The organism is Caballeronia zhejiangensis (genome assembly GCF_000698575.1).
Taxonomy (GTDB): Bacteria; Pseudomonadota; Gammaproteobacteria; order Burkholderiales; family Burkholderiaceae; genus Caballeronia; species Caballeronia zhejiangensis.
Genome location: NZ_JFHD01000007.1, coordinates 216,156 through 243,031, shown reverse-complemented (window position 1 = coordinate 243,031; position 26,876 = coordinate 216,156). Strand labels below are relative to the sequence as shown.

The 26,876-nt window shown below is 62.9% G+C and carries 27 protein-coding genes; 14 read left to right on the top strand and 13 right to left on the bottom strand.

Annotation, left to right across the window (positions count from 1 at the left end; genetic code table 11):
* Positions 1-156: 156 nt before the first annotated feature.
* The 11 genes from rhaM (at position 157) to BG60_RS13000 (ending at position 12,567) form a co-directional block, all read left to right on the top strand.
* Positions 157-471 carry an L-rhamnose mutarotase gene (gene rhaM, locus BG60_RS13050; RefSeq protein ID WP_008353542.1) on the top strand — a complete coding sequence of 105 codons (315 nt, stop codon included), beginning with the start codon at positions 157-159 and terminating at the stop codon, positions 469-471.
* Between the two features lie 31 nt (positions 472-502).
* Positions 503-1,387: an amidohydrolase family protein gene (locus BG60_RS13045; RefSeq protein ID WP_008353541.1), complete on the top strand. Its 885-nt coding sequence runs from the start codon at positions 503-505 to the stop codon at positions 1,385-1,387.
* Positions 1,388-1,397: 10 nt separating this feature from the next.
* Positions 1,398-2,912, top strand: a complete 1,515-nt coding sequence (locus tag BG60_RS13040) for a sugar ABC transporter ATP-binding protein (RefSeq protein WP_008353538.1) — start codon at positions 1,398-1,400, stop codon at positions 2,910-2,912.
* On the top strand, positions 2,912-3,952 hold the full coding sequence (locus tag BG60_RS13035) for an ABC transporter permease (protein ID WP_033536151.1): 1,041 nt from the start codon (positions 2,912-2,914) through the stop codon (positions 3,950-3,952). The genes BG60_RS13040 and BG60_RS13035 overlap by 1 nt, the downstream gene beginning before the upstream one ends.
* Complete coding sequence (locus BG60_RS13030; RefSeq protein WP_008353535.1) at positions 3,945-4,949, top strand: ABC transporter permease; 1,005 nt, start codon at positions 3,945-3,947, stop codon at positions 4,947-4,949. The genes BG60_RS13035 and BG60_RS13030 overlap by 8 nt, the downstream gene beginning before the upstream one ends.
* A 52-nt stretch (positions 4,950-5,001) precedes the next feature.
* On the top strand, positions 5,002-6,015 hold the full coding sequence (gene rhaS, locus BG60_RS13025; protein WP_008353534.1) for a rhamnose ABC transporter substrate-binding protein: 1,014 nt from the start codon (positions 5,002-5,004) through the stop codon (positions 6,013-6,015).
* A 1,135-nt stretch (positions 6,016-7,150) separates the two neighbouring features.
* Positions 7,151-7,837: a hypothetical protein gene (locus BG60_RS13020; RefSeq protein WP_008353533.1), complete on the top strand. Its 687-nt coding sequence runs from the start codon at positions 7,151-7,153 to the stop codon at positions 7,835-7,837.
* A 33-nt stretch (positions 7,838-7,870) separates the two neighbouring features.
* The gene (locus BG60_RS13015) at positions 7,871-8,884 is read left to right on the top strand and encodes a COX15/CtaA family protein (RefSeq protein WP_008353532.1); all 1,014 of its coding nucleotides are present in this window, start codon (positions 7,871-7,873) and stop codon (positions 8,882-8,884) included.
* A gap of 165 nt (positions 8,885-9,049) precedes the next feature.
* A complete protein-coding gene (locus BG60_RS36320) occupies positions 9,050-10,873 on the top strand; it encodes an OmpA family protein (protein WP_051996505.1) in 1,824 nt (607 codons plus the stop codon).
* Between the two features lie 63 nt (positions 10,874-10,936).
* Positions 10,937-11,704 carry an ABC transporter permease gene (locus BG60_RS13005; protein ID WP_008353530.1) on the top strand — a complete coding sequence of 256 codons (768 nt, stop codon included), beginning with the start codon at positions 10,937-10,939 and terminating at the stop codon, positions 11,702-11,704.
* Positions 11,705-11,733: 29 nt separating this feature from the next.
* Positions 11,734-12,567 (top strand): ABC transporter ATP-binding protein, encoded by an 834-nt coding sequence (locus tag BG60_RS13000; protein ID WP_008353529.1) that lies wholly within the window; start codon positions 11,734-11,736, stop codon positions 12,565-12,567.
* 235 nt (positions 12,568-12,802) lie between these two features.
* Here BG60_RS13000 and BG60_RS12995 read toward each other — a convergent pair whose 3' ends face one another.
* The 7 genes from BG60_RS12995 to BG60_RS12965 all read right to left on the bottom strand — a co-directional run bounded on the left by BG60_RS12995 (position 12,803) and on the right by BG60_RS12965 (position 18,471).
* Entirely contained in the window at positions 12,803-13,408 is a 606-nt protein-coding gene (locus tag BG60_RS12995) for a copper-binding protein (RefSeq protein ID WP_008353527.1), read from the bottom strand.
* A gap of 49 nt (positions 13,409-13,457) precedes the next feature.
* Complete coding sequence (locus BG60_RS12990) at positions 13,458-13,862, bottom strand: helix-turn-helix domain-containing protein (protein ID WP_008353526.1); 405 nt, start codon at positions 13,860-13,862, stop codon at positions 13,458-13,460.
* A 463-nt stretch (positions 13,863-14,325) separates the two neighbouring features.
* Positions 14,326-14,658: an H-NS family nucleoid-associated regulatory protein gene (locus tag BG60_RS12985; RefSeq protein ID WP_008353524.1), complete on the bottom strand. Its 333-nt coding sequence runs from the start codon at positions 14,656-14,658 to the stop codon at positions 14,326-14,328.
* A 364-nt stretch (positions 14,659-15,022) separates the two neighbouring features.
* Positions 15,023-15,268, bottom strand: coding sequence for a hypothetical protein (locus BG60_RS12980; RefSeq protein WP_008353523.1), 246 nt, complete (start codon positions 15,266-15,268; stop codon positions 15,023-15,025).
* Positions 15,269-15,509: 241 nt separating this feature from the next.
* Entirely contained in the window at positions 15,510-16,505 is a 996-nt protein-coding gene (locus tag BG60_RS12975; protein WP_008353522.1) for an LLM class flavin-dependent oxidoreductase, read from the bottom strand.
* Positions 16,506-16,628: 123 nt separating this feature from the next.
* Positions 16,629-17,441 carry a phosphate/phosphite/phosphonate ABC transporter substrate-binding protein gene (locus BG60_RS12970; protein WP_008353521.1) on the bottom strand — a complete coding sequence of 271 codons (813 nt, stop codon included), beginning with the start codon at positions 17,439-17,441 and terminating at the stop codon, positions 16,629-16,631.
* Positions 17,442-17,466: 25 nt separating this feature from the next.
* A complete protein-coding gene (locus BG60_RS12965; RefSeq protein ID WP_034471792.1) occupies positions 17,467-18,471 on the bottom strand; it encodes a fatty acid desaturase in 1,005 nt (334 codons plus the stop codon).
* Between the two features lie 165 nt (positions 18,472-18,636).
* Between BG60_RS12965 and BG60_RS12960 the strand changes: the two genes are divergently transcribed.
* Positions 18,637-19,704: a HoxN/HupN/NixA family nickel/cobalt transporter gene (locus tag BG60_RS12960; RefSeq protein WP_034471789.1), complete on the top strand. Its 1,068-nt coding sequence runs from the start codon at positions 18,637-18,639 to the stop codon at positions 19,702-19,704.
* Between the two features lie 82 nt (positions 19,705-19,786).
* Positions 19,787-20,644, top strand: coding sequence for a formate/nitrite transporter family protein (locus BG60_RS12955; RefSeq protein ID WP_008353518.1), 858 nt, complete (start codon positions 19,787-19,789; stop codon positions 20,642-20,644).
* 7 nt (positions 20,645-20,651) lie between these two features.
* On the opposite strand, the gene BG60_RS12950 is transcribed toward BG60_RS12955, so the two are convergent.
* The 6 genes from BG60_RS12950 to BG60_RS12925 all read right to left on the bottom strand — a co-directional run bounded on the left by BG60_RS12950 (position 20,652) and on the right by BG60_RS12925 (position 25,085).
* Positions 20,652-20,984 (bottom strand): hypothetical protein, encoded by a 333-nt coding sequence (locus BG60_RS12950; RefSeq protein WP_008353516.1) that lies wholly within the window; start codon positions 20,982-20,984, stop codon positions 20,652-20,654.
* Positions 20,985-21,173: 189 nt separating this feature from the next.
* Positions 21,174-21,479 carry a hypothetical protein gene (locus BG60_RS12945; RefSeq protein ID WP_008353512.1) on the bottom strand — a complete coding sequence of 102 codons (306 nt, stop codon included), beginning with the start codon at positions 21,477-21,479 and terminating at the stop codon, positions 21,174-21,176.
* Between the two features lie 273 nt (positions 21,480-21,752).
* Positions 21,753-22,043 (bottom strand): hypothetical protein, encoded by a 291-nt coding sequence (locus BG60_RS12940; protein ID WP_034471787.1) that lies wholly within the window; start codon positions 22,041-22,043, stop codon positions 21,753-21,755.
* Positions 22,044-22,055: 12 nt separating this feature from the next.
* A complete protein-coding gene (locus BG60_RS12935; RefSeq protein WP_008353509.1) occupies positions 22,056-22,421 on the bottom strand; it encodes a hypothetical protein in 366 nt (121 codons plus the stop codon).
* Between the two features lie 104 nt (positions 22,422-22,525).
* Entirely contained in the window at positions 22,526-24,229 is a 1,704-nt protein-coding gene (locus tag BG60_RS12930; RefSeq protein WP_008353508.1) for a peptidoglycan D,D-transpeptidase FtsI family protein, read from the bottom strand.
* A 13-nt stretch (positions 24,230-24,242) separates the two neighbouring features.
* Positions 24,243-25,085 carry an arylamine N-acetyltransferase family protein gene (locus BG60_RS12925; protein WP_008353507.1) on the bottom strand — a complete coding sequence of 281 codons (843 nt, stop codon included), beginning with the start codon at positions 25,083-25,085 and terminating at the stop codon, positions 24,243-24,245.
* A 208-nt stretch (positions 25,086-25,293) separates the two neighbouring features.
* On the opposite strand from BG60_RS12925, the gene zwf reads away from it, so the two are divergent.
* Positions 25,294-26,850: a glucose-6-phosphate dehydrogenase gene (gene zwf / locus BG60_RS12920; RefSeq protein ID WP_008353506.1), complete on the top strand. Its 1,557-nt coding sequence runs from the start codon at positions 25,294-25,296 to the stop codon at positions 26,848-26,850.
* Positions 26,851-26,876 lie beyond the last annotated feature (26 nt).

The following is a 26,876-nucleotide window of genomic DNA, read 5'->3' as shown; positions in this document are numbered from 1 at the left end:
TCCGCTCGGAACCGCGCGATGATACGGCGCAGCGATACGTTTTTGCGATCGGCCAATCCTGCAATCGGATTGTCGTGTTATCGGTCGGCGAATTATAGTCGCAGCACAACGAGTCCCGAACACAGGGATTCACCAAACATAAAAAGGCGGTCCGCCATGGAGACAGTGGCATTTCGCATGACCCTCAAGCCGGGCATGCGCGACGAATACGAGAAGCGTCATCGCGAGATATGGCCGGAACTGGCCGATGCGTTGCGCGCCGCCGGAATCCGCGATTACCGGATCTTTCTGGACGACTCGAACGGGCATCTCTTCGGCATTTATCAGCGCACCGACACGCACACGACCGATGCGTTGCCGACGCTGCCCATCATGCGCAAGTGGTGGAACCTCATGGCCGAGTTGATGGACACGCACGCGGACAATTCGCCCGTGACGACGCCGCTCGTGCCGGTCTTTCATCTTCCCTGAAACGTTCGCCTCTTTCGCGAGGAACGCCATCATGCAGGTCGTCGATCCGCACATTCATTTGTGGGACTTGAAGACGCATCATTACCCGTGGCTTGCGAATCCGCAGACGTCGTTCGTCGGCGATGCGCGCGACTTGCAGCACGACTATCTGCTCACCGATCTGCTGCGCGATGCCGAAGACATCGAAGTGCTGAAGCTCGTGCACGTCGATGCAAATCACGATCCCGCCGATCCCGTCGAGGAAACGCGCTGGCTTCAATCGATCGCGGATATCGAAGGCATGCCGAACGGCATCGTCGCGGGCGCGGATCTGTCGGCGGATAACGCGCAGCAAGTGCTCGAAGCGCATGCGGCGTTCGCCAATACGCGCGGCATCCGCCAGATTCTCAACGTGCATGACAGCAAGCTCTACGACTACGTCGGGCGTCATTACATGCGCGAGCCGCAATGGCGCAGGCACTTCGGCTTGCTCAAGCGCTTCGGCATGTCGTTCGATCTGCAGCTTTATCCATCGCAGATGGAAGAGGCGGCGCAACTCGCGCGCGAGCATGCGGATACGCAATTCATCGTCAATCATGCGGGCATGTTCGTGGATCGCGCATCGACGCAAGGTTATCGCGCGTGGCGCGACGGCATGCGCTTGCTGGCCGCTTGCCCGAACGTCGCGGTGAAGCTGAGCGGCTTTGCGATGTTCGATCACGGCTGGACTATCGAAAGCCTGCGTCCTTACGTGCACGAGACGATCGATGCGTTCGGCGTCGAGCGCGCGATGTTCGCATCGAACTTTCCGGTGGATCGGCTGTTCGGCACGTACACGGCGTTGTGGAACGCGTATGCGCGCATCGTCGCCGACGCGAGCGACAGCGAGAAAGCAGCGCTCTTCGTGCGCAACGCGGAACGCATCTACCGCATCTGAGGAAAACGACATGACGACGCCACGTCTTGAACTGAGACACGCCAGCAAATCGTTCGGCCGCGTGCGCGCGCTCGGCGACGGCAGCCTGCAACTCTTTCCCGGCGAAGTGCACGCGCTGCTCGGCGAAAACGGCGCGGGCAAATCGACGCTCGTGAAGTTGCTCGCGGGCGTCTATCAGCCGGATGCGGGTGAGTTGCTCGTCGAAGGCGAGGCGCGCCGCTTCGCGAATCCGGCGCAAGCGCGCGATGCGGGCATCGCCGTGATCTATCAGGAGCCGACGCTTTTCGCCGATCTTTCCATCGCCGAGAACATTTACATGGGCCGCCAGCCGCGCGATCGCTTCGGGCGCATTCGCTACGACGAGATGCATCGCGAAGTCGATGCGTTGCTCGCGTCGCTCGGCGTGAATCTGCGCGCGCAACGGCTCGTGCGCGGATTGTCGATCGCGGATCAGCAAGTCGTGGAAATCGCGAAGGCGCTGTCGCTCGACGCGAACGTGCTCATCATGGACGAGCCGACGGCCGCGCTTTCGCTGCCCGAAGTCGAGCGGCTCTTCGCGATCGTGCGTGCGTTGCGCGAGCGCGATGCCGCGATTCTCTTCATCACGCATCGTCTCGATGAAGTGTTCGCGCTGACGCAGCGCATGACGATCATGCGCGACGGCATGAAGGTCCACGACGCGCTCACCGAGAACATGAACATCGATGCGATCGTGAGCAAAATGGTCGGCCGCGATCTCGACACGTTCTATCCGAAAGCCGATGTCGCGCCCGGCGACGTGCGTCTTTCGGTGCGCAATCTCACGCGCGAAGGCGTGTTCAAGAACGTGTCCTTCGATGTGCGCGCGGGCGAGATCGTCGCGCTCGCGGGACTCGTCGGCGCGGGACGAAGCGAAGTGGCGCGCGCGATCTTCGGCATCGATCCGGTCGATGGCGGCGAGGTGAAGATCGCCGGCAAGAAGCTCGCGCTTGGGCATCCGGCGGCGGCGGTGCGCGCCGGGCTCGCGCTGGTGCCGGAAGATCGTCGCGCGCAAGGGCTCGCGCTGGAGTTGAGCATTGCGCGCAACGCATCGCTGACGGTGCTCGGCCGATTGATGCGCCACGGGCTCATCACGGCGAGAAGCGAATCGACGCTCGCCGCCGACTGGGGCAAGCGCCTGCGTCTGAAGGCCAGCGATCTCGATGCGCCCGTCGGCACGCTGTCGGGCGGCAATCAGCAGAAGGTCGTGCTCGGCAAATGGCTCGCGACGAATCCGAAGGTGCTCATCATCGACGAACCGACGCGTGGCATCGACGTGGGCGCGAAAGCGGAGGTGTATCGCACGCTCGCCGAACTCGTCAGAGAAGGCATGGCCGTGCTGATGATTTCCAGCGAGCTGCCCGAAGTGCTCGGCATGGCCGATCGCGTGCTCGTGATGCACGAAGGCCGCATCAGCGCCGATATCGCGCGCGCCGAGGCGAACGAAGAACGCGTAATGAGCGCTGCGCTGGGCGCATCGCCTGCCGTTTTGGGGCACGCAGCATGATGACTCGACATACATCTTCACTCCCCGCGATGCACGCCGCCGATACGAAGCGCGAAAGCCTCGCGGTCACGATCGCGAAGAGCCGCGAGCTGACGCTCTTCATCGTGCTGCTCGTGCTGATCGGCGCGACCGCCGCGGTGAAGCCCGATTTCCTGAACCTGCAGAACCTGCGCGACGTGCTGCTCAACGTGTCGATCATCGGCCTGCTGACGGCGGGCATGACGATCGTGATGCTGATGCGGCATATCGATCTGTCGGTGGCGTCGGTCGTCGGCGTGAGCGCGTATGGCGTCGGCAGCCTCTTCGTCATGTTCCCGCACATGCCGGTGATCGTGGCGATGTTCGCGGGCATCGGCATCGGCTTCGTGATCGGCGCGGTGAACGGCGCGCTCGTCACGTTCGGGCGCGTGCCGTCGCTCGTCGCGACGCTCTCGACGCTCTATATCGTGCGCGGCGCGGATTACGCGTGGGTCCACGGCGGCCAGATCAACGCGACGAGCCTGCCCGACGCATTCGCGTCCATCGCGACGGGCTCGCTTATCGGCGTGCCGAATCTCGTGCTGATCGCGCTCGTCGTGCTGATCGCGCTGTCGGTGTATCTGAAGCAGTATCGCGGCGGGCGCGAGCATTATGCGATCGGCTCGAATCCCGAGGCCGCGCGTCTTGCGGGCATACGCGTGGATCGCCGCGTGATGATCGGCTTCCTGCTTTCCGGCGCGATCGCGGGGCTCGCGGGCGTGCTGTGGCTCGCGCGTTTCGGCACCGTCGATGCCAGCACGGCGAAGGGCATCGAACTGCAAGTCGTCGCCGCGGCGGTCGTGGGCAGCGTCGCGATCACGGGTGGCGTCGGGACCATCGCCGGCGCGACGCTCGGTGCGCTCGTGCTCGGCGTCATCAACATCGCACTGGTGGTGCTGCGCGTGTCGCCGTTCTGGCAGCAGGCGATTCAAGGCGCGTTGATCGTCGCGGCGATCGCGCTCGATACCTTGCTCGCGCGTTCCGTCGCGCGCCGCATGATGAGGAAACGCGATCATGGCTAAACCCGATTCCGCTCTGTCCACGACGAAACGCCGCTCTCTGCAATGGGAAGCGATGCTCGCGATCGTGCTCGTCGTATCGCTCGTCGCCGGGCGCGTGCTGTCGCCGTTGTTCCTGTCGACGGCGAACATCTCGAACATGCTCGCCGACTTCACCGAGATCGCATTGATCGCGCTGCCAATGACGCTCATCATCGTCGCGGCGGAGATCGATTTGTCGGTGGCGTCGGTGCTCGGCGCATCGAGCGCGCTGATGGGCGTGCTGTGGCACATGGGCTTGCCGATGCCGCTCGTGATCGTCCTCGTGCTCGCGTTCGGCACGCTTGCTGGCCTGCTCAACGGCCTCGTGATCGTGCGCTTCAGTCTGCCATCGCTCGCGGTGACGATCGGCACGCTCGCGCTTTTTCGCGGCCTTGCGTACGTGCTGCTCGGCGATCAGGCGATCGCGGATTTTCCCGCGTCGTACACGGCGTTCGGCATCGATACGGTCGGCGACACCTTCCTGCCGATGCCGTTCGTCCTCGTCATTGCAGGCGCGATCATCTTCACGGTCTTGCTGCAAGCGACGCCTTTCGGCCGCAGCCTCTTCGCGATCGGCGCGAATCCGACGGCCGCGCAATTTTCCGGCATCGATGTGGCGAAGACGAAGCTGAAGCTCTTCATGATGTCCGGCGTGATGGCGGCGCTCGCGGGCATCGTCTACACGCTGCGCTTCACGAGCGCGCGCGGCGACAACGGCGAGGGCTTCGAGCTTTCGGTGATCGCGGCGGTGCTGTTCGGCGGCGTGAGCATCTTCGGCGGACGCGGCTCGATGATCGGCGTGCTGCTGTCGCTCGTCATCATCGGCGTGCTGCGCAATGCGCTGACACTCGCGGACGTATCGAGCGAAACGCTCACCATCGTGACGGGCGCGCTGCTGCTTTCGTCGGTGCTGATCCCGAATCTCGTCGCGCGCTGGCGGGCCGCGCGCGAGAAGCGTCTGATGGCGCAGGCGCTTTGAACGTCGTAATCAACCAGCGCAGCCAATGCGCAATGACAGGAGACATGCCAACATGAATAAACCTCATCGATTCCTGCGCGGGCCGGCGCTGGCGGCGGCCTTTCTCGCGGCGACCGTGGCGCTTTCGGCGAGCGCCGCCGATATCAAGAGCGGCCTGAAGATCGCTTTCCTGCCGAAGCAGATCAACAACCCGTACGAAGTGATCGCCGACGACGGCGGCATGGCCGCGATCAAGGAGCTCAAGGGCGATGGCAAGGTCGTGGGTCCGTCGGATGCGGGCGCGTCGTCGCAGGTGAGCTACATCAACACGCTCATCACGCAGCGGCAGAACGCGATCGTGATCGCGGCGAACGATGCCAACGCGGTCGTGCCGTATCTCAAGAAGGCGATGTCGCAAGGGATCAAGGTCGTGACCTTCGACTCGGACACGGCGCCCGATGGCCGGCAGATCTTCGTCAATCAGGCCGATTCGGAAGCGATCGGGCGCGGACAGATCCAGTTGCTGTCGAAGCTGATCGGCGGCGAGGGCGAATTCGCGATTCTCTCGGCGACGCCCAATGCGACGAATCAGAACACCTGGATCAAGTGGATGCAGGAGGAACTGAAGAAGCCCGAATATTCGAAGATGAAGCTCGTGAAGATCGCGTACGGCAACGACGACGATCAGAAGTCCTTCGTCGAGACGCAGGGCTTGTTGCAGGCTTATCCGAACCTGAAGGGTATCGTCGCGCCGACATCGGTCGGGATCGCGGCGGCGGCGCGCTATATCTCCAGTTCGCCGGCGAAGGGCAAGGTCGTCGTGACGGGCCTCGGCACGCCGAATCAGATGCGCGCGTTCGTGAAGAACGGCACGGTCAAGGCGTTCCAGTTGTGGGATCCGGGTCAACTGGGTTATCTCGCGGCGTTCGCGGCGGCCAATCTCGCATCGGGGACGATCACCGGCAAGGAAGGCGATTCGTTCGAGGCGGGCAAGCTGGGCAAGCGCACGGTCGGCAAGAGCGGGGAAGTGATTCTCGGCCCGCCGACGACCTTCGATGCCGCGAATATCGACAACTTCAATTTCTGACGCGAAGGGCGCGCTTCGAGCCTGAGAGGATGACGAAACGCCCTGCGGGGCGTTTCGTTTTTCAGCGGCTGCCGCGTTGTCGATGCACGAAGGAAAAGCCTTTGCGATCAAAGCGTTGAGGCGATGCTCCCACGGCTATCCACAAGGCTCTCCACAGAAACTGTGGATAGGTTTTTGCTGCGTTGCTACGCCTCCTGTGCGGTCGACCGAACATCTAACTTGTTGAACTAAAAGCGTTTGAGACGAGTGATATACGGCCTAACTTGACCGTACAGTGTTTCCGATACCCGGCCAACCGGGAACATTTTGGGAACAGAAACGATTCAACTCAGTGAGCTTCAACTCACGGACCTGACCGTCGCCGACGATGGCCGGAAGCTGCGCGACAGCAAAAACTGCGCGGGCAAGGTCCGCATAGGGCTTGACGGCAAAATCAGCGTGTCCTTCCGCTATCGCTTCCGATTCGAAGGGGCCGAGAATTAAACAGCCGTGGTACGTGGCCTAAAGTCACCCTCAAGGACATTCGCTTCAAGTTCATCGACGTAAAGGCGCAGATCGGATCCGGGATCAACCCCGCCGCGCAGAAACGCGACGCGCGTGAACAGCAAAACATTGCAGCGATGGCGCGCTCGCGCCTGGTCGCGAACCACTCGTCCGTTTGGCCAGATGTGCGACACGCCTTGGTCGAGCAACGCCAGCGTCTGCGTCGCGCCCGCCACCGCGCGATCTGGGCCATTAGCGTGCCGAATGGAGATACGTGTGTCTCGGCGAGTCCTCCATCGACTTCCGAATGCGGAATCCATCGCTAGGGCATTCGGACATATCCGATAGCGCCCTCAATCTACAGGACATACGATCACTGTCCGGGGCTCTATGTCAGCCACTTTCTGATGGAATTCGTGTTGTCGGTTGTCGCCGAAGCGGCGTAAGCACCGAAGAATGGCCAAAGCGCAAACCGGCTCATTAAGCGCCATCGGGCACACAACGGTCGATGGCATCGGGCACGGCATCGGCAGGTGATGGTGGACACCGCCAGTTACACCCGCTTTACGCAACGTCTTGCCGCCGTGACCCCTATCCTCCGACACTGCGGTTCAATCACGCCCCGCAGACATCACTTAGAAAAGGAAATCTCATGTCGATTGGGGAGAAGCATACGACGGGCGAAGGCGGTATTGGCTCAGTCTTTGGCCGTCTGACGGACAGCCTGCGCGAAGCCATCTTCGTCGAAAATCCCAAAGGCGACGCCGGCAGTTCCAATCCAAACGTCACCCCAAACCAACCAACCGCAGCGACACAAGCGGCAGCGTCTGCGGCTGATAACCCTATGACGCCTCGGCTGCACGAAGCCGTGATGAGCCGCGCGACGGGGTTTCGTCAACTCGCAACCAACATGCAGGCGCTCGAAAAGGTCATCCCCGACGAAACCTCGCGCCTGAGAGCGGCCTTCGCTGTGCTCCAGCAAAGTGGCGGCTCAATACCCAACCTGCTGCAGGACATCGACCTGCACGCGCGTGACCTCGAGACACAAAGCCTGCGCTTTCGCGAGGAATCCGACCGCGAACGCAAACAACGAGTCGGTCAGCGGGAGAAAAGTCTCGAAGATGCCAAATCGTTAATCGACGCCGCGCAATTGGAAGTGAACCGGCAGCAGGAAATTATCGACGCCCAGCAGAAAAAGATAACTCATCTGAAGGTCGAGATTCAAAACCAGACAGCCGAACTCGACCGCGCTAGCGAGCAGTTCTCAGCAGCCGTCGAGCACGAAAAGAACTGGCTCGCCGCGCAAAGCAAAAACGTCAAGGCGTTAGCCACCGACTAATTCGTTTCAACCCAACACCGCTGCAGGAGCATTATGGACAAGGGCAACCTCTCACCCCAGGGTTTCACGCCCAAAACGTTCTGGGAGCGCCCGGAAGGAACGATGGGCATGGTGGTGGCCGCGCTGCTTGGTGTGGGCGGCATCACCGTGCTGTACAAGCTGCTTCCGTACCTGGTGTCCATCGCGACCAATACGCTAACTCTCGTCTTGACGTGTGTGGCGCTGGCCGCCATTCTTTATGTCGTGTTCGACCCGCGCTTCCGGACGCTGATCGCATACGCGTACAAGAGCCTAATGCGCTGGATCACTGGTCTTCTCATTGAAATCGATCCAATCGGCATCCTGAAGAACTACATCAGCGATTTGCGCAAGAGCAAATCCGTGATGGATGCGCGCATCAGCGATCTCAATGGCGTCATCCAACGTCTCAAGAACATCATCAAGAAGAACGAATGCGAGGCGCAGCAGGCGCTAAAAATCGCGCAGCAGGCGCAGAAAGTCGGTAACAACCAACAACTACTATTGCAATCACGTCAGCATGGTCGATTGGAGAAGGCCAACATGACCTATCTTGACCTTGAACAGAAATCCCAGTTTCTGTTCAACGTGCTGACGCGCTACCAGGATTACGCCGGAACCATGATCGCCGACATGGAGGAAGAGGTACGTGTGGAAACGGAGCGGCGGGAAATGACGCGTTCCGCCCACGGCGCCATGAGTGCAGCCATGCGCATCCTCAGGGGGCAGGACGCAGGGCGCGACATGTACAACGCATCCATGGAGTACCTGGCTGTCGACTATGCGAGCAAGATCGGCCAGATCGAAGACTTCGTCCGCGTGTCCGAATCCTTCGTCTCGGGCATGGACCTGGAGAACGGTGTGTTCGAAGCCGACGCGATGAAGAAGCTCGAGGAGTGGGAGCGCAACAGCAACAACCTGTTAATGGATCAGGACACCGTCGCCTCGCTCAATCCGGGCCGCGCGTCGAGCGCCGCCGCTTCCAGCCAGGAAGTGCGATTTCTGGAGTCACTTCCACCGGAGTCTTGACGCATGACTGTCTCAAGCGCCAAGGCCGTTCTTTGAAATTTTTCCGCCTGATCCAATCGATGACGCTGGTAATGGCGTATCGCAAGAGAACGGTCGAACGCGCGCTCTTTGCGTCGATGCACCGCGACCGGACCAGTCATTCAACGACTTGAACAATACTCAGCCATGAAGCTCAAACCACTTCCCAAATTCATCCTCATTGCCGCCATCGTCGGTGCTCTAGACTACGGCGTCACCGTGGCAAATCAGAACGGCTGGCTGGGCACTTCGAAACTGCCCTCGAGCACGACGGTAACGGCGGACGTTCCCACGGGCGCGCTGCCGAACAGTCCCTCCGACCGGAGCGGAATGCCGACAAGCGGCTCGAACGTCTCGAGCTACGACCTCGGTGCGTCAAGCATGAACCGCCCCGTCCGCCTGCTTACCATTCCGTGGAACGCCACCTCCGCGCTGATGTACGCCAACGGCGATGCGGAAACCACGCCGAACAGTCTGCTGGGCCAGCGCGGCGTCAAGCTTCTTATCGAACGGCAGGACGACTACGGCCGGATGACCGAGGAAATGGCGAGCTTTGCCAAGGACTATAAGGGAGGCACTGCCAACCCGAGCAATGGCACGCCGATGGTGATCATCATGGGCGATGGTGTGCCGGCCTTCATTGCGGCGACCGACGATGTACTGAGCAAGTTCGGTCAGTCCGCCGAAGTGGTCGGTGCGGTCGGCTACTCGCGTGGCGAAGACCGCTGCATGCTTCCACCGGACGTTCGTTCGGATCCACAGAAAGCCCGGGGCTCACTGATTGGCGCCGTGCTGCGCGACGGTGATTGGAACATCTGCGTCAAGTGGGCGGGCGATAACGGCATCCCCGTCAATCCGAACGAACAGACCTACGACCCGGATGCCATGAACTTCGTCGCCACCTCAAGCTTCGCCGAGGCCGATGAAAAGTACATTTCCGGGTATTGCGAAGAGCGTACGGTCACGCAAGGTGGCAAACGCACCGCAGAAAAGCGTCGCGTCTGTCAGAACGGCACGGCAACCTGGACGCCGGGTGACGTCAAGGTCGCCATGAACCGAGGTGGCCTGGTGTCAGTGGCATCGACCAAGGAATACATGTGGCAGATGCCGTCCACGCTCATCGTGAACAAACAATGGGCCGAGAGGAATCCGGATGTCGTCAGCAACATATTGGCGGCCACGTTCGATGCTTCCGACCGCATCAAGGGCGCGCTTGGCCGCGGCGACGACTCAGAGCTCCTCAAGGGTTCGGCCGTGCTGGTGAAAGTACACAAGGAACAGACGCCGCAGTGGTGGGCCAAGTATTTCAAGGGCGTCACTGAACGCGACAAGCAGGGCCTCATGGTCGACCTAGGCGGGTCCACCACGAACAACCTGGCGGACAACCAGTTTCTGTTCGGCCTGAACGGCAACGATTCGGTCTATAAGCGTGTCTACGAAGTGTATGGCGGCATCAGCAAGAAGCTCTATCCCGACATCATGCCGAACCTGGTTCCCTACGCGCAGGCGGTGAACACCGCGTACTTGCAGCGCGTCGCGGAAGCCACCAAACCGAGCGCCCCGGTCACTACGGCCGACATGCCCACGTTCCGCCAGGATGCGGTGGTACAGCGAACGGTGACGCAAAAATCCTGGTCCATCGAATTCGATACGGGAAAGGCCTCGTTTAAACCGCAAGCTATTCCTGTCCTGGAGGAACTGCTGAACCAGATTTCCGTGTCCGGCCTGTCCGTGGTTATCACCGGCAATACGGACAACGTGGGCGACAGCAGCGCCAATCTGCAGTTGTCGCGCAAGCGCGCCGAAGCCGTGCAGACCTGGTTGCAGATGAATGCACCCAGCAGTTTCCCGCAAGGCCGTATCCGCGTGCGCGCCTACGGCGATGCGCAGCCGGTGGCTGACAACGCAACGGCCGAGGGCCGCGCTAAGAATCGCCGAGTCGATATCAGCATGGTTCAGACAGGCACCTGATCTTTTCATTTGTGGATGTTTCAAAGAACGGGCGCATACGCGCCCGTTCCTTTAGGAGATTTGATGAGAGCACTTTGGACTCCCTATGTGTGGTTCAGTCGTCGCAGTATCGTTGTCCTTATCGGCGTACAAGTAGCCGTTACGCTGGGGATTTGGCTGTCGCTGAGAGCCACGTGGCTGCCTTCTCCGGTTGGCATCATCGAGGCTTGGCGGCAGCTCATCGTCAACCAAGGCCTTCTGCCGAACCTGCTTGAAAGCATCCGCACCAGCCTGATTTCATTGGTTGCCGCGGGACTATTGTCGACGCTCATCGTCTTTCTTTCGACCGCGCCCTTGTTTTGGCCCTTCGCCAAATTCATGGCTGCGCTGCGCTTTCTCGGTTTCGCCGGCCTCACCTACATCTTCACGCTGCTCACGAAGAACGGTGACGACCTGAAGGTGGGCCTGCTCACCTTCGGCATGACCGTATTCATGACCACCAGCTTGATGGCCGAGGTGAAGGCCATCCCGCAATCCAGCATCGACCATTGCCGCACCCTGGACATGCACGGCTGGCGCATTTCCTATGAGCTGGTGCTGCGAGGCAAGCTCGACACAATCCTTGATCTCGTCAGGCAAAACGCGGCCGTCGGCTGGACGCTGCTGACCATGGTAGAAGGCTTGGTGCGTTCCTCGGGCGGCGTGGGCGTGATGCTGCTCAACCAGAACCGCTACTTCAACCTCGACGGCGTCTTCGCGATTCAGATCACTATCCTTCTGTACGGCCTTCTGCAGGACTGGTTCTTGGGCTGGGTGCGTCAAGCCGTATGTCCCTATTTGGCCACCGAATAAACCGACCGCAAGCAGAGAGTTCCTACGCCATGTCCGACACCGTTGCCGATTACAGCTACACCCGCTCTGAATGCCTCATGTCCATCGAGAACCTCGGCGTTCACTACGACAGGCCAATTCTTCGTGACATCAATCTCAAGATCTACGATATCGTTCGCCCGAACCTGACCCAAGGTCAGGTGGTGACGATCCTGGGCCCGTCTGGCATTGGAAAAACTCAGCTGTTGCGCTGCATTGCGGGGCTACAGTCACCAGCGACCGGTACCGTCAGCATCCAAGCCGAACACGGCGACAAGCACGTGCACGCCGGCGACGTGGGTATGGTCGGCCAGCACTATCCCCTGTTCAACCACCGGACTGTGGTGGACAACCTGTTGATCGCCGCCAAGCGGGCGAACAAGACGCGAGAGGCCGTCGACCATTACCTGGGTGATTTCAAGCTGGCCGATCAGGCCTCCAAATATCCAATGCAACTTTCCGGTGGGCAGCGCCAACGCGTCGCCATTATTCAGCAGTTGCTAAACCGCTCGCGCTTCCTAGTCATGGACGAACCGTTCTCGGGCCTGGATCCGCAAGCGAAGCAGATGGTCTGCGATACGCTGCTGACTGTGTCGCAAAAACACGAATGGAGCACAACCATTGTAATTTCGCACGACATCGATGCGGCCATATACATCTCAGACACCATTTGCGTACTTGGACGAACCCGTGATGGCCAAGGTCAGCCCCTTCCTGGCGCCACCATCGTGGACCGCTACGATCTGATGGAGATGGGCCTGGCTTGGCGGCCCGACAAGCAAAAGCTTCTTCAGTTTGCGACGCTGCGCGAGAACATCATAGATCGGTTCAAGACACTGCTTTAACTCAGGCCTGAATCGCGCGCCGGGAGCTCGGGTGAACAGCCCGGCGCAGGGGCGGGGCGAACGTTGGACGCTTCTCGATGTTGGGGCGCCTACCGCCCCTTTCAATGCATTTCTAACGCGGCTCGCGTGGCATCAGCACCGGTTCGTTACCAAATCCGAGTGATTCAGGCGGTTACGTACGGCCTACCGGGATGTCTGCGGGTGTGTGCCCGAAACTGTGGACAACCGCACACATTCATTTGATCCCCTGGCCGCCGCGCATCACCTGCACGGCGGTCGCCGATTCGAACCGCGCGTGCACCATATCCCCGGATTTCAACCCGGCGAGCGGCACATCCGGCGCGGCTTGCAGCGTCACCGTCTTGTTCGGCCCGCGCAGCGTGATGCGCCGGTTCTTCGCATCGACGCGCTCGATCGTCCCGATCACCTCGACGACGCGCGCCTCCGCCGCCACGCCCCCCGACGCGGGAATCAACGCGTCCGTGTCGATGCGCTCGCGGATGCCGTTCGACTTCACCTTCGTCGCGCTCACGAGCACCGCGCTGCGATATTCGATGTTCACGATATCGCCGAGCTGAAGTTTCTTCACATCGCCGACTTCGGGATTCACCGCCACTTCGACGACGCGCCCGCCCGGACCCTGCAGCGACACGCTGTTCGTCGTCGGATCGATGCCGACCACGCGCGCCTGCACCTGCGCGATGGCCGCCGCGCCGCGCGTCGTCGGGGCGGACGCGGCATCGTCGGCGGATGCGCTTCCGATCGCGCCGAGAGCGAGCGCCACGCAGGCGGCGAGAATCCTGACCGAACGATGCGAAGCTTGAGATGACGAGCGGAACATGCCGTGCCTCCTTATGTTCGTGTTGCTTCAGTCAACTTGCGGAACGCGCTCAGCGGCGCGACTTCGACAGCAAATGTCCGAGCCCGAGGTTCGTCGCGATCTGCCAGATATAGACGCGCGAGTAACGCACGCCGTAGCGCCGCTCGATCAGTTCGCGCAGACGCGCATTGGTCCACGTATCGCTCTCGAAACCATGCGCGCGCGCGGGCCCACGCAGCGCGGCGGCGATCCAGTCGAGCGCCTCGCGATCCAGCACCGACGCGCGCCCGCCCACGCCCATCTTGCCGAGCGCGTCGAGGCCGCCTTCGTCGACGATCGCCTTGTAACGCCGCACCGTTTGCAAGGAAAGATGCAGCGCCTCGGCCACCGCCTCGACCGACGCGCCACCGAGCAGCATGCGTCCGGCCGTCATGCGCCGCACGACGCTCGGCAGTGTGTCGGGACGGGAGAGCATGGCGCGCGCCGCTCGATCGTTAGGATTACTTCGGTTGACCGGGACGTCAGGCGCCACTGTGCGAACCCGAGCCGGTGCCTCGCGCGCGTTCCTGTGTCGGTCGATGCCGGCGAGCGGCGGGTGCAACGTTGCGGCGTCCGTATGCGTTCATGCGTGCCCCCTGGTCGAATGGAGACGGCGGGACTTGATCGGGCGTGCTTGACGTCAGGCCGATGCGTGGCTCGAATAGGAGCCGACTTACAGAGAAGTATCAATAAACGTTTTCAGGCTCGATGGGCAACCATCGGCGAAAATTTTTTGGGCTTGATAAATCCCTGTGAATTGCCTATGAACGCTGCCTATGAGCAGCGAAAACGCGACCGGCGAGCGCGCTGGGCGCAATGTACCGGGTCTGCGTTTCAAAGGACGCGCGCGAACCGCCGCCAGCGAGGCGCGGCCTGCCTCGGCAATGTGCCGACGACGCTCAAACGCGATAAAACTCGATGTCCTGCCCGGCGTGCACCGCACGCTTGAGCCACTCGGGCATATCGCCGATGCCGTCCCACGTATCGCCGCTCGCGTTTCGGAATATCGGCGCCCCGGCATCCGACGAATGCGGTATCAGGGGCAATTGCGGCATCGGCCGCTTTGCCTTGGGTGCGCCATGAGTTCCGTTGGTCTTGGTGAAGGAGGGCGGCGGCGGATTCTCCGCCGGCGCTTCGGCCAATGCTTCGGCCAACGCTCTTTCCGAAATGCCGAACTCAGCCATTCGGCTGCGCAAATACGCAATGATGCTGTCTCGCTTTCTTTCGTCCACGGCTTTCCTGATTCAGCTTTTTGATTTTCAGAGGACGAACCGAAACCCCGCGCGGACCGGGGCGGTTCGATGACTTGAATATATGTGTTTTATGAAGCGTGACGCAGCGCATGGCACGCGTCAATTAGTGTATTACCGCACGCCTATTAATTCGCGCGATGACTCTGCCTTTAATGTGTGCATTGCCACCAATGCGAACGTTCGCCCGCCCGAGCATCGCCGTGACGGACGCGCGAACGGGAAGCGCGCGGAACGTCACGTGGGGAGCCACGAACCGATGGCGAAGCCGCTCCGCCAATTCCGCATGGCGGCCGAAACCTCGCTAACTCTATTGTATGCTGCCGATGGCAACTATTAAAACGTTTTAACGACTGTGTTGTTCCCCAGGTAATTCGGCACCGTGCGCGCGAATGGCGGCAATCAGCTCCGCGGGCGTAATTTCATAACGCACTTCGCGGTGAATGCCGGGTTTGCGCTCGTCGATTTCAATCAGCAGTACGGCTTTGCCGTCCGCTGCCGGTTCGAGGCGCAGCGAACGCACTTCCTGTCCGCTGGCATCGTCGTATTCCGTCAGGAGCGTCATGGCGCCAGTGGCGGCGCTTCTCGGCATCGACATTCTTCCTCCCGTCTTGCGACGTCGTTGTTGTTGTGTCGCCGCGCCGAACACCGGCATGCACGAATATCGGGCGCGCCATGCGGAGTTTCAACTTGGCAAGTGAAGCGGACGCGAAGGATGGCGCGGCCCGCGCCGTCCTCCGGTATCTCATTATTGCCTGTCAAAAGCGCGCGCGTAAAGCGGGAGACCCGTCGAAGCCTTGCGACCCCTAATTTTCTCTGCTCAGGCCGATGGTTCAGGCGCTCGCGCCGATCGCGTCGCGCGCCTGGCTCGTGAGCTCGAACGAGCGCAGACGCGCCTTGTGATCGAAGATCTGCGCGGTGACGATCAGCTCGTCGGCCTGCGTCTGATCGATGACCGAGCGCAGCCCGGCTTCGACATCGGCGGGCGCGCCGACGACCGAACACGCGAGCGAATGCTCGACGCCCGCGCGCTCGGCGTCGCTCCACGCGATCGACTCGACCGGCGGCGGCAATTGTCCGGGCGTGCCGCGCCGCAGATTGATGAACTGCTGCTGCAGCGACGTGAAGTGAAAGCGTGCTTCATCGGCGGTATCGGCGGCGAACACGTTCACGCCGACCATCGCGTAGGGCTTTTGCAGCGTCGCGGAAGGGCGGAATTGCTTGCGATAGACCTCGAGCGCGGTCAGCAGATAATCCGGCGCGAAATGCGACGCGAACGCGAACGGCAGCCCGAGCGCGGCCGCGAGTTGCGCCGAGAACAGCGACGAGCCGAGCAGCCAGATCGGCACGTTCAGGCCGGCGCCGGGCACCGCGCGCACGCGCTGGCCTTCGACCGGATCGGCGAAGTAGCGCTGCAATTCGACGACGTCATCGGGAAACGATTCGGCGCTGCCGTGCAGGTCGCGGCGCAGCGCTCGCGCCGTGGTCTGGTCGGTGCCGGGTGCGCGTCCGAGTCCGAGATCGATGCGTCCCGGAAACAGCGAAGCCAGCGTGCCGAACTGCTCGGCGATCACGAGCGGCGCGTGATTCGGCAGCATGATGCCGCCCGAGCCGACGCGAATCGTCTTCGTGCCCGCCGCGATATGGCCGATCACGACGGCGGTCGCCGCGCTGGCGATGCCCGTCATGTTGTGGTGCTCGGCGAGCCAGTAGCGCAGATAACCCCAGCGCTCGGCGTGCTGGGCGAGATCGAGCGAATGGGCGAAGGCGTCGGCCGGCGTCGAGCCGAGCGGAACCGGGGAAAGGTCGAGTAGCGAGAAGGGGATCATTGCGGCTTTCCGAAAGCGTGACGGATCGCGATGCATCCGGCATCGCGCTGGTTTCACGCGCTGAAAAGACCGATTGTGCCGAAAGTCCGCGGAATCTGCCGGAATGCACCGTGGGGCGAAGTGTCAGGCGAGGCGAGGATAGCCGCGCTCGATGGCCTCGCGCTCGTAGTCGAGAATGGCCGCGTAGTCCGTCTGTGTGCGTCTGACGATGCCTTTGAGCCTCAGCCGTGCGGCGAGCGCGGGGTCGTCCGCGAGTGCATCGGCGAGGGCGTCGAGGATTGCGTCGATGGAATCCGGCGGCACGCGCAGCGACGCGATGAACGGCAGCGCGCTCGCGCTGGCGGTCACGTCGAGCACGCGCACGCCCGCCGTCAATTCGGGCAGATGCGCCTGCGCAAACGCGAACGTGACGCAGTCGATCGCGGCGATGTCAGCGCGCGCTTCGGCGATTGCGGCGAGCGACGCGAGATGCGCGCCGGTTTTCGTCACCGACGCGAAAAAGCGCCCGTCGTTCGCGTAAGGAGCGACGGCGTGTCGGAAAAGGTTCATGCCGCTGTTGGAATCGTCGTCGTTGTAGGCTGCGTGCAGGTTTCGGCAGTCTTCGACCGATTGCGCGCCGACACGCGCCCCGATGACGATCACGCTGCGATAAGCGCCGGTTTCGCAGCCGGGCGCGTTGAAATCGGGCGCGCCTACGACTTGCACGCGATTCGCGAGCGCATGCACGAGCGGATAGCCGCAGGTTTGCGACAACAACACGTCGTCGCGCAGCCAGAACGCGGTGAGATCCGCACCGGGATCGACGATCTCGAGCGTATCGCCGCGTGCGCGTAGCCAGTCCGCGAGCTGCTCGCGGACACGTTCGAGCAGCGTGCGCCAATCCGCGGCGAGCGCGGGCGCGACGTTGTACATCGGCAGGGCGGCGATCCAGTGCATGACGCGAATCGTACCGTGGGAGGCGTCAGCTCGCGAGACGCGCGGGTTCGCGGCGCGCGTCGCGGCGTCGATCGGCAGATGCGTCCGGCGCGGCGAGCGGATGCACCGGTTCAGCAGCCTGCGCGAACGCGTGACGGCTCGCCCATTCGCCGTATCCGCGCACGACGAAACCGCCGTTGCTCGCGCGATAGGCATCGCGCCGCCGCGCATAGATCCGCCCGAGCGCGAACCACGGCACGCCCGGCAGATCGTGATGCACGGCGTGAAAGTTATTGTTGAGAAAGAGCAGTCGCCACGGCCACGCAGCCTCGTTGACGACCGTGCGTTCGCTATGGCTCTCCGCCGCGCGATGCTCCTGAAACGAGCGAATCGACGCCAGCGCGAGCGACGCATAGCCGACACCGAACACGAAGGCGCGCCACGGAATGCCGCATCGCGTGTCGAGCCAGCTCGCGAGCAGCACGAGCGACGCGAGATGCACGATCCAGCTCGCGACGATTTTCCAGTGCCGCTCGACGACGGCCTGCGCCGCCTCGCGCCACGATGCCGCGATCGAGAACCACGGCCCGACGAGCATCCGGCCCGCGAAGGTATTGCGCGCGGCGAGCGCGGCGCGCAGGACGGGACCCGCGCTCGCCCACTGTTCGGGCGTCACGTAATAGCTCTCGGGATCGCGTCCCGGCTCGGTCAGATGCGCGTCGTCGTGATGCCGCAGATGCGACTCGCGATACACCTCATACGGAAACCATACCGCGAGCGGGGCGATGCCGATAAGCATGTTGACGAGCGGCCAGCGCGTCGGATGACCGTGCATCAGCTCGTGCTGCAGGGACATATACCAGCACGACAGCACCGCGAGCAGCGCGACGGCCGGAACCAGCCCGATCGCGCGCGCGTTGAGCGCGACGCCGAACCATCCGCCGTAGATCGCGACGGCGACCGCCCACGTCGGCCATTCGCTGCGCCAGCGCCAGGTTTCGCGCTGGCGTTGGAGTTCCTGGCGTTGGGCGTCGTCGAGATAGCGGGGCATGGCGGACGTCGAAAATGGCGAAGGGCCATGGTAGCGGCGCGTCGCACGCCTCCCAACCAAGGAATCCGGCTAAGGATTTCGCATTCGACGCAATATGCATCCGATTTTTGACCATGCATCGGCGCACGTTATGCTTTGTCCCTTCATCCTCGCAAGCGCGCGCATATGTCCGAACCGATCGAGCCCGCTTCCGCGCCGCATCAGGCGCATCGCAACCTGCCGCGCAAATCCGCGCGGCTCATCGGCGGGCTGATCGCGTTCAACGTGCTCGCATGGCTCTGGGCGTTGGTCGCGTTCCGTCACTATCCGCTGCTGCTCGGCACGTCGTTGCTCGCGTATTCGCTCGGGCTGCGCCATGCGGTCGATGCCGACCATATCGCCGCCATCGACAACGTCACGCGCAAGCTGATGCACGAAGGCAAGCGGCCGCACTTCGCCGGCTTCTTCTTTTCGCTCGGACATTCGACGATCGTCATCGCCGCCACCGCGCTCATCGCCGCGACGGCGATGGCCGTGCACGGCCGGTTCGCCGAGTACCGCGAGATCGGCGGAATCATCGGCACGTCGGTGTCGTCGCTCTTTTTGTTCGCGATCGCGGCGATGAACCTGTTCGTGCTGCGCGGCGTATGGCGCGCGTTCCGTCGCGTGCGGCGCGGCGAAACCTGCCGCGACGACGACATAGACATGCTCACGGTCGGCGGCGGTCCGCTTGCGCGCATCGCCCGTCCGCTTTTCAGGCTGATCGGCAAGAGCTGGCACATGTATCCGCTCGGCTTTCTGTTCGGCCTCGGCTTCGACACGGCGACCGAAATCGGGTTGATGGGCATCGCGGCGGCCGAAGCGGCGCGCGGCATGCCGGTGTGGTCGATTCTCGTGTTCCCGATGCTGTTCACGGCGGGCATGTCGCTCATCGACACCGCCGACAGCCTGCTGATGACCGGCGCCTACGGCTGGGCCTTCATGAAGCCGATCCGCAAGCTCTACTACAACCTCACCGTGACGCTCGTCTCGGTGCTGATTGCCGTGCTGATCGGCGGCATCGAGGCGCTCGGGCTGATCGCGGACCGGCTGCGGCTGAAGGGCGGACTGTGGGACGTGGCAGCGTCGCTCTCCAAGCACTTCGGGATGCTCGGCTACGGCATCGTCGCGCTGTTCGCGGCGTGCTGGATCGTCTCCGCGCTCATCTACAAGTGGCGCGGTTACGAATCGCTCGACGGCGGGGTCGCCAGATAATCAACGGGCATTCTTCCTGCTTCGTGGATGCGCCAGCCGCTCATCCACATTTCGCATCGAGCGGCGTTCAGGGAGAAAGAACATGAACGACCCGCAAGCGGGGGCCGACTCGCCGCATCTCGACAGCGCCGAGCAGGAGCAAGCCGCCGAGCATTCCGCACCGCATCCGCTCGTCATCCACGAGATCGTGCGCGAGGAAGGCGAAGTCGCGATGGAGCGCACCTTCGCGGCGCTGATGTGGTCGGCGCTCGCCGCCGGCCTGTCGATGGGATTCTCCTTTCTCGTCCAGTCGATTCTCGAAAGCGCGCTGCCGGAGGCCCGCTGGACGGGACTCGTATCGAGCTTCGGCTACACGATCGGCTTCGTCTTCGTGATCCTCGGACGTCAGCAGCTCTTCACCGAAAGCACGCTGACGGCGGTGCTGCCGGTCCTTACGCGGCGCGATTTGTCGACGTTGTTCAAGGCGCTGCGCCTTTGGGCGATCGTGCTTTTCTTCAACCTGGTCGGCACGACGATCTTCGCCGCGATCCTGCAGATTCGCGGCGTCTTTTCGCCGGAAGTGAGCGAGGCGCTCGCCAAGGTCGCGATGACGCCGCTTTCCGCGGATTTCGGCGTGACCGTCGTTCGCGGCGTGTTTTCCGGCTGGTTGATCGCGCTGATGGTATGGCTGCTGCCGAGCGCGCGCTCGGGGCGGCTCCTCACGATCCTGCTCGTGACCTACACCGTCGCTGTGAGCAAGCTCACGCACGTCATCGCCGGATCGGTCGAAGCGGCCTACGCGGTGATGATCGGCGCGGCGGACATCTCCGACTACTTCTTCGTGTTCCTCGTGCCGACGTTCATCGGCAATGTGATTGGCGGCGTGTCGCTCGTCGCGATCGTCAATCACGCGGCGATCGCGCCAGAGATCACGAGCGCGCCGCAGCGGCATCGCGACTAAGCGCGCATCATTTGTTGTTGCCCGCGCCCGTGCCGTAAAGGCCGTTGTTGAAGCCGGTGCTGCCCTCGGCCTTGTGCTTCTTGTCGGCGGTCGCGGCGCGGCCCTGCGCGGCATCCTTCGATTGCGGTTTCTGCGATTCGACCAGCGGCGAGCCCGATGGATTCGCGCGCGAGCTCGAATCCGACTGACGGCTTTCCTGTCGCTCCGACCCGCCGCCGTTCGTGATCTGCGCGACGCCGACCGTGCTGAACGTCGCGATGAGACTGGCGACGATCGCGTTCGCGAGCATCGGCGAGGGCCGGCGCGATGCGCCCGCGCGGTCGTGAAAGAAAGTGGACATGGCGATTCCCGGCATGATCGAAAGACTAGCTTTCGAGCATGAACGGTGCCTGACGCGGCAAAGCGGCGCGTTGAAACGCGCGTGCCGTGAATCGTCGGAAGTTCAAAGGACCGTTGCACGCCCGCTTCGTCGCGAGACGCGGGCGCGAACGAGGGATTCGCGCCGCAGCGCGAGCGGCGAAAGCGGTTCTTAGGCCGCTTTCGCCCAAAGCCTGTTGGTCGATCTTTTACGGCTGCCGGAGCCGTCGCGCGGACCGCTGTCGACTGTGTCGAGCGCGACGCGCAACGCTTCGATGCGTTGCTTCTGCGCCGGCACGAGCGCGTAACCCTTGACCACGGCGGCGAGCCGCTCCCGCCAGTATTCGACGTTGAGCGTGCCGGAAGACTGCTTGTGCATCGTGCGAAGTTGCGCGAGTGCGCGCTCGATGTGCTGAAGCTCGACGTCAGCCAACGCCGAGGGCAAGAGACTGCCCTTGGTCTCGTTTTTCTTCTTCATTATTTGGTCTTCCTCTCGGCCATACGACGGCTTGTCCCGACATCGGACACGCGCGCCGTTGAGGCACCCCGTTCACCCGCGCATATTTTTGTGGCTAAGCGGGTGGCCCTTGCTCTTTTCTTCGGATGACCGATCGTTGCCTGTCTCGGCGATTTCGATCGTTAACAAAAATGTACGCAACGCGGACCTGATGGCTCCGTCTGTCATCGCACATTGGTGTGAGAGCAACGCGGGGATTTCGATGTTGCGTCGCGCAAGGGCGACGCAGGCCGATCATTCGTCGTTCGCGGACGGCGTTTTTGCCGTGCGTTTGCCGCTGCGGCCAATCTGTTCTTCCATCGCGAGATCGAGCTTGCTGGCCTTGCGCGGCTTGGCCGGATCGCGGGCGTTGACGAACGCGACGAAGTCGTCCATCGGCATCGGCTCGGAGATTTTCTTCGTGCCTTCGGGCGCGCGCTCGGCGAGATAGAAGTAGCCGCCCGGCATCGAGATGGCCGCGTAATTCGCGTTGCCGCTGCGCGTCTTGAGCCGTTCGACGGCGCTGATGGCTTTGGTCGAGCGCATGGTCCTGTCTGCTTATTTCTGAGGTTCGTCGTGAGCGGTGGCGTCCGCCGGCGCGCATTTCTTGCCCGCGCCTTCGATCCACATGTTCGACGGATGACGCTGCCCCGGATAGTACCGGTACGTGGTCTCGCCGTTGTCGTAGCGGACCTTGATGACGTTGGAATCGCCGAATTCGAGCATCACGCCTTGCGGGATGGACGTCTGCTTGTATTGGGCGTCGTGCTTTTTCGCTTCGGCGGCGATGCACTGCACGATGCCGTTCACCTTGTTTTCCGTCGACGATTTCTCGACTTCGGGTTGTCCTGCATCTTCGTTATGAAACTGGGCGCAGGCGGCGAAAAGCACAGGCAACGCGAGCGCCGCGGCGAGTTTTTTCATGGTCTTTCCCGTTTGATCTTCTGGTGCCGAACACGACATTAGAGCACAAGCCCTTGACAGTCCGGTCACGCTGCAGCAAGGCCCGCGCCCGCGTGCGCCGCGCTTCATGCGTCGGGCGGCACGCCGAGCAGCGGCAGCGTCGCGCCGACGATGCCCGAGAACACCGGCCCCGCGACCGTTCCGCCGTAATAGGTGCCCCCCGTGGGCTCGTCGATCATCACGGCGACGATCACGCGCGGATCGCTCATCGGCGCGATGCCGACGAACGACGCGCGGTACTTGTTCGCCGCATACGAGCGTCCGACCTGCTTGCGCGCCGTGCCCGTCTTGCCGCCGACGCGATAGCCTTCCACCGCCGCCGCGCGGCCCGTGCCGTGGTCGCCGGTCGCGTTTTCGAGCATGTTGCGCACGGCCTTCGCGGTCGCGGGCTTCGTCACCTGCACGGCGTCGCGGCGCGTTTCGCCGTGAATCAGCGTGGCGGGATAAAAGCGTCCGTCGCCGGCGTACGCCGTGTAGATCTGCGCGATCTGCACGAGCGACAGCGATAAACCGTAGCCATACGCCATCGTCGCCTGTTCGATCGGCTTCCAGCGCTCGGGCGCGCGCAGGCGGCCGGTCGCGGCGCCCGGAAACGTCAGCTCGGGCGCGCGGCCGATGCCGTATTCGCGGTACTTGTCCCAGATCGTCTGCGCGGGAATCTGCAGCGCGAGCTTCGTGAGCGCGACGTTGCTCGACATCTGCACCGCCTCGGACACGGTGATGACGCCGTGATTCGACGTGTCGTGAATCACGTTCGGGCCGAGCTTGAACGTGCCCGGCGATGTGTCGATGCGCGTTTCGGGCCGCACGCGGCCGAGATCGATCGATAGCGCGGCGACGAGCGGCTTGATCGTCGAGCCGGGCTCGAAGGTGTCCGTGAGCGCGCGGTTGCGCAACTGCTCGCCGGTGAGGCGCGAGCGATCGTTCGGATCGAAACTCGGATAGTTGGCGAGCGCGAGCACTTCGCCGTTCTTCGCATCCAGCACGACGACGCTGCCCGCGCGCGCCTTGTGCTTCGCGATCGCCGCCTTGAGTTGCGAATGCGCGAGTTGCTGGATGCGCCGGTCGATCGTCAACTGAATGGTTTCGCCGTTCTGCGGCATGGCCGGCTCGCCGATCTGCGAGACCACGCGCCCGAGCCGGTCGCGGATCACTTCGCGCTGGCCGGCCGCGCCCGTCAGACGCGCGTCGGCGGCCAGCTCGACGCCTTCCTGCCCGTGATCCTCGTTATTCGTGAAGCCGACGACGTGCGCCGCCGATTCGCCTTCGGGATAGAAGCGCTTGGTGTCCGGCACGAGCGTAATGCCCGCGCGCCCGATCGTCGCGATGCGCTCGGCGGTTTCCGCTTCCACCTGACGTTTGAGCAGGACGAACGCGCGAGTCCCGTCGATGCGGCGCTGCAGATCCTTCGGCGGCATGTCGAGCAGGCGCGCGATCTCGCCACCGTGATCGCCGTCGAAGAGCTTGGGCGTCGCCCAGACTTCGTAGGTCGCGAGGCTGACGGCGAGCATCGCGCCATTGCGATCGACGATGCGTCCGCGCGTCGCCGAGAGCGCCAGCGTGCGCTGATAGCGCTTCTGGCCTTCGCCGATATAGAACTTGTGGTCGATGACCTGGACCCACAGCGCGCGTCCGGCTAGCGTCAAAAACGCCGCCGTCACCCCGATGACGACGAGCCGCGAGCGCCAGGCCGGCAGCCGGTTTGCGAGCACCGCGCTGCGGTGATGCGTCTGGAAATCGCTGCCGCCGCGCGTCTTCTTCTTGAACATCGTGGTCTTCTGATTAAGCTTGGTTGGGCAGACGGGCGAGGGCGGCGTCGAGTTCGGCGCCATCCGGCAGACGAATGCCGAGTTCGCCTTCGAGCACGCGGCGCAGACTGGCCGTGCCGTCGAGTTCGCGATGATCGCTGCCTTCGCGTTCGTCGTGGATCGAAAAACGCCGGTTGAAAAGGGCGAGGCGCTTGCCCGGCGCGAGACGCGCGGCGAGCAGGTTGTGCAGGAAGATCGACTGCGGATACATCGACACGAAATGATTGGCCATCTCGTAGTCGGCGTCATACTGCGGATCGAGGTCGAAGCGATAGACGTTCGTCCACGCGCCGTTCACGAGCGCCTGCAGGACGTAGCCGGGCGCTTCGCCGGCCCCTTCGAGGCGGAAAGCGCCGTGCGGCGTGATCTGTTCGAGGCCCGTCTGGAGCGCGAGCGGCGCGGAAAGCGTCATGCCGCCGAAGCCGACGTCGGCGAGGAACGCGCCTTCGTCGAGATCGACGAGCAGCAGCATATGCGTGCGCGCAGGCATGTCAGACAGCTCGCGGCCCCACAGGACGCGTCCTGCGAAGCTGCGCACGCGAAAACCGAGCGTCTGAAGTACGCTGCGAAACAGCAGGTTGTGCTCGTAGCAGTAGCCGCCGCGCCGTCCGGCGACGAGCTTGCGCTGGATCGATTCGAGATCGAGCCGGATCGGGCGGCCGATCAGCACGTCGAGATTTTCGAAGGGAATGGCCTGAGGATGCAGCAGATGCAGCGCGCGCAGTGTGTCGAGCGTCGGCGCGGGCCGCACGGATTCCGCGTACCCGATGCGCTCGAAGTAGGCGGCGAGGTCGATGGAAGTGTCGTGTGCGTTCATATGGAGTTCAGGCTTCGTCAAGCTTCGATGTCGCAATGTCCGCGAGTGCTGTCGTCAGGCGCGCATATTTTACGACACGAAAGGTTAAAAATTACAAAATGCATACGTTATTCGTCGCGCGAGCTTGCAACGCGTCGTTCGAATGAACTGTGCCGCATCGATGCAGGTCTTTCCAGGTTCAAGCGCAACTGACAAGGGGCGATACGCCATGCCGAAAGAATCGAACGAAGCGAATCAATCGAAGGAAAACAACCCGGCCAGCGCGACGTGCGCCGGCAAGCATCCCGCGCCGCCATGCACGCTCGTGATTTTCGGGGCGGGCGGCGATCTCACCAAGCGCTTGCTGATGCCGTCGCTCTACAACCTGTCCGCCGACAAGCTGCTCGACGACGGCATGGAGATCATCGGCGTGAATCACGGCGAGCGCGAGACGTCCGAATGGCGCGACGAGCTCACGCAATCGCTGCGCACGTTCGCCGCCGACAAGGCCGCGACGTTTCACACGTCGCAGTTGAACGAGGACGCGTGGAACTGGGTCGTCGGGCGGCTCGAATATTTCCCCGGTGAATTCGAAGAGGACGAAACCTTTGCCCGGCTCAAGGCGCGGCTCGCGCAGGCGAAGTCGGACAACGTCGTGTTCTATCTCGCGGTGGGCGCGCGGTTCTTTCAGCCGATCATCGAGCATCTCGGCGCGGCGGGCATGCTCGAAGAGAAGGACGGCAATTTCAGACGGCTTGTCATCGAGAAGCCGTTCGGCAGCGATCTGGCGTCGGCGCAGGAACTGAACCGCTGCATCCTCAAGTATGCGGACGAGTCGCAGGTGTACCGCATCGACCATTTTCTCGGCAAGGACACGGTGCAGAGCATTCTCGCCGTGCGCTTCGCCAACGCGATGTTCGAACCGATCTGGCGGCGCGAGTACATCGACAACGTGCAGATCACGGCGGCGGAGACGATCGGCGTGGAAGGGCGCGGCAAGTTCTACGAGCAGACGGGCGCGTTTCGCGACATGCTGCCGAACCATCTGTTCCAGTTGCTCGGCATGGTCGCGATGGAGCCGCCGAATTCCTTCGATGCCGAATCCGTGCGCGACAGAAAAGCCGAAGTCTTCGATGCGATCCGTCCGCTCACCGCCGACGACGTCGTGCTCGGCCAGTACGAAGCCGGACCCGCCGGGCCGGGCTACAAGGAAGAACCGGGCGTGGCCAAAGATAGCCGGACCGAAACCTACGCGGCGGCGCGCGTGTACGTGGAGAACTGGCGCTGGGCCGGCGTGCCGTTTTATCTGCGCACGGGCAAGCGGCTCACCGAGCGTCGCACGGAGATCGCGGTGCAACTGAAGGCGGTGCCGTTTTTGCTGTTTCGCGATACGCCCGTCGATGCGCTGACGCCGAATGTGTTCACGCTGCGCATCGATCCGGCGCACGGCACGAGCTTCGATTTCAACGTGAAAGTGCCGGGACCGGTAATGCAGATCGGCAAGGTGCGTTCGAGGTTCGACTATGCCGACTTCTTCGCGGAGCGCGCGAACGTCGGCTATGAGACGCTGCTCTACGACTGCATGCTCGGCGACGCGACGCTCTTTCAGCGCGCGGACAGCATCGAGACGGCTTGGGCGGCGGTGGATCGCGTGCTGCATCCGGACAGTCCGCTGCCCGTGCGCGGTTACGCGGCGGGCAGCGCGGGGCCGGCCGAAGCGGACAAGCTGCTTGCCGACGACGGCCGCGCGTGGCGACCGCTGACCGACGCGCACAAGAAGAACTGAACTCATCTCATCGCAACGCAAACTCA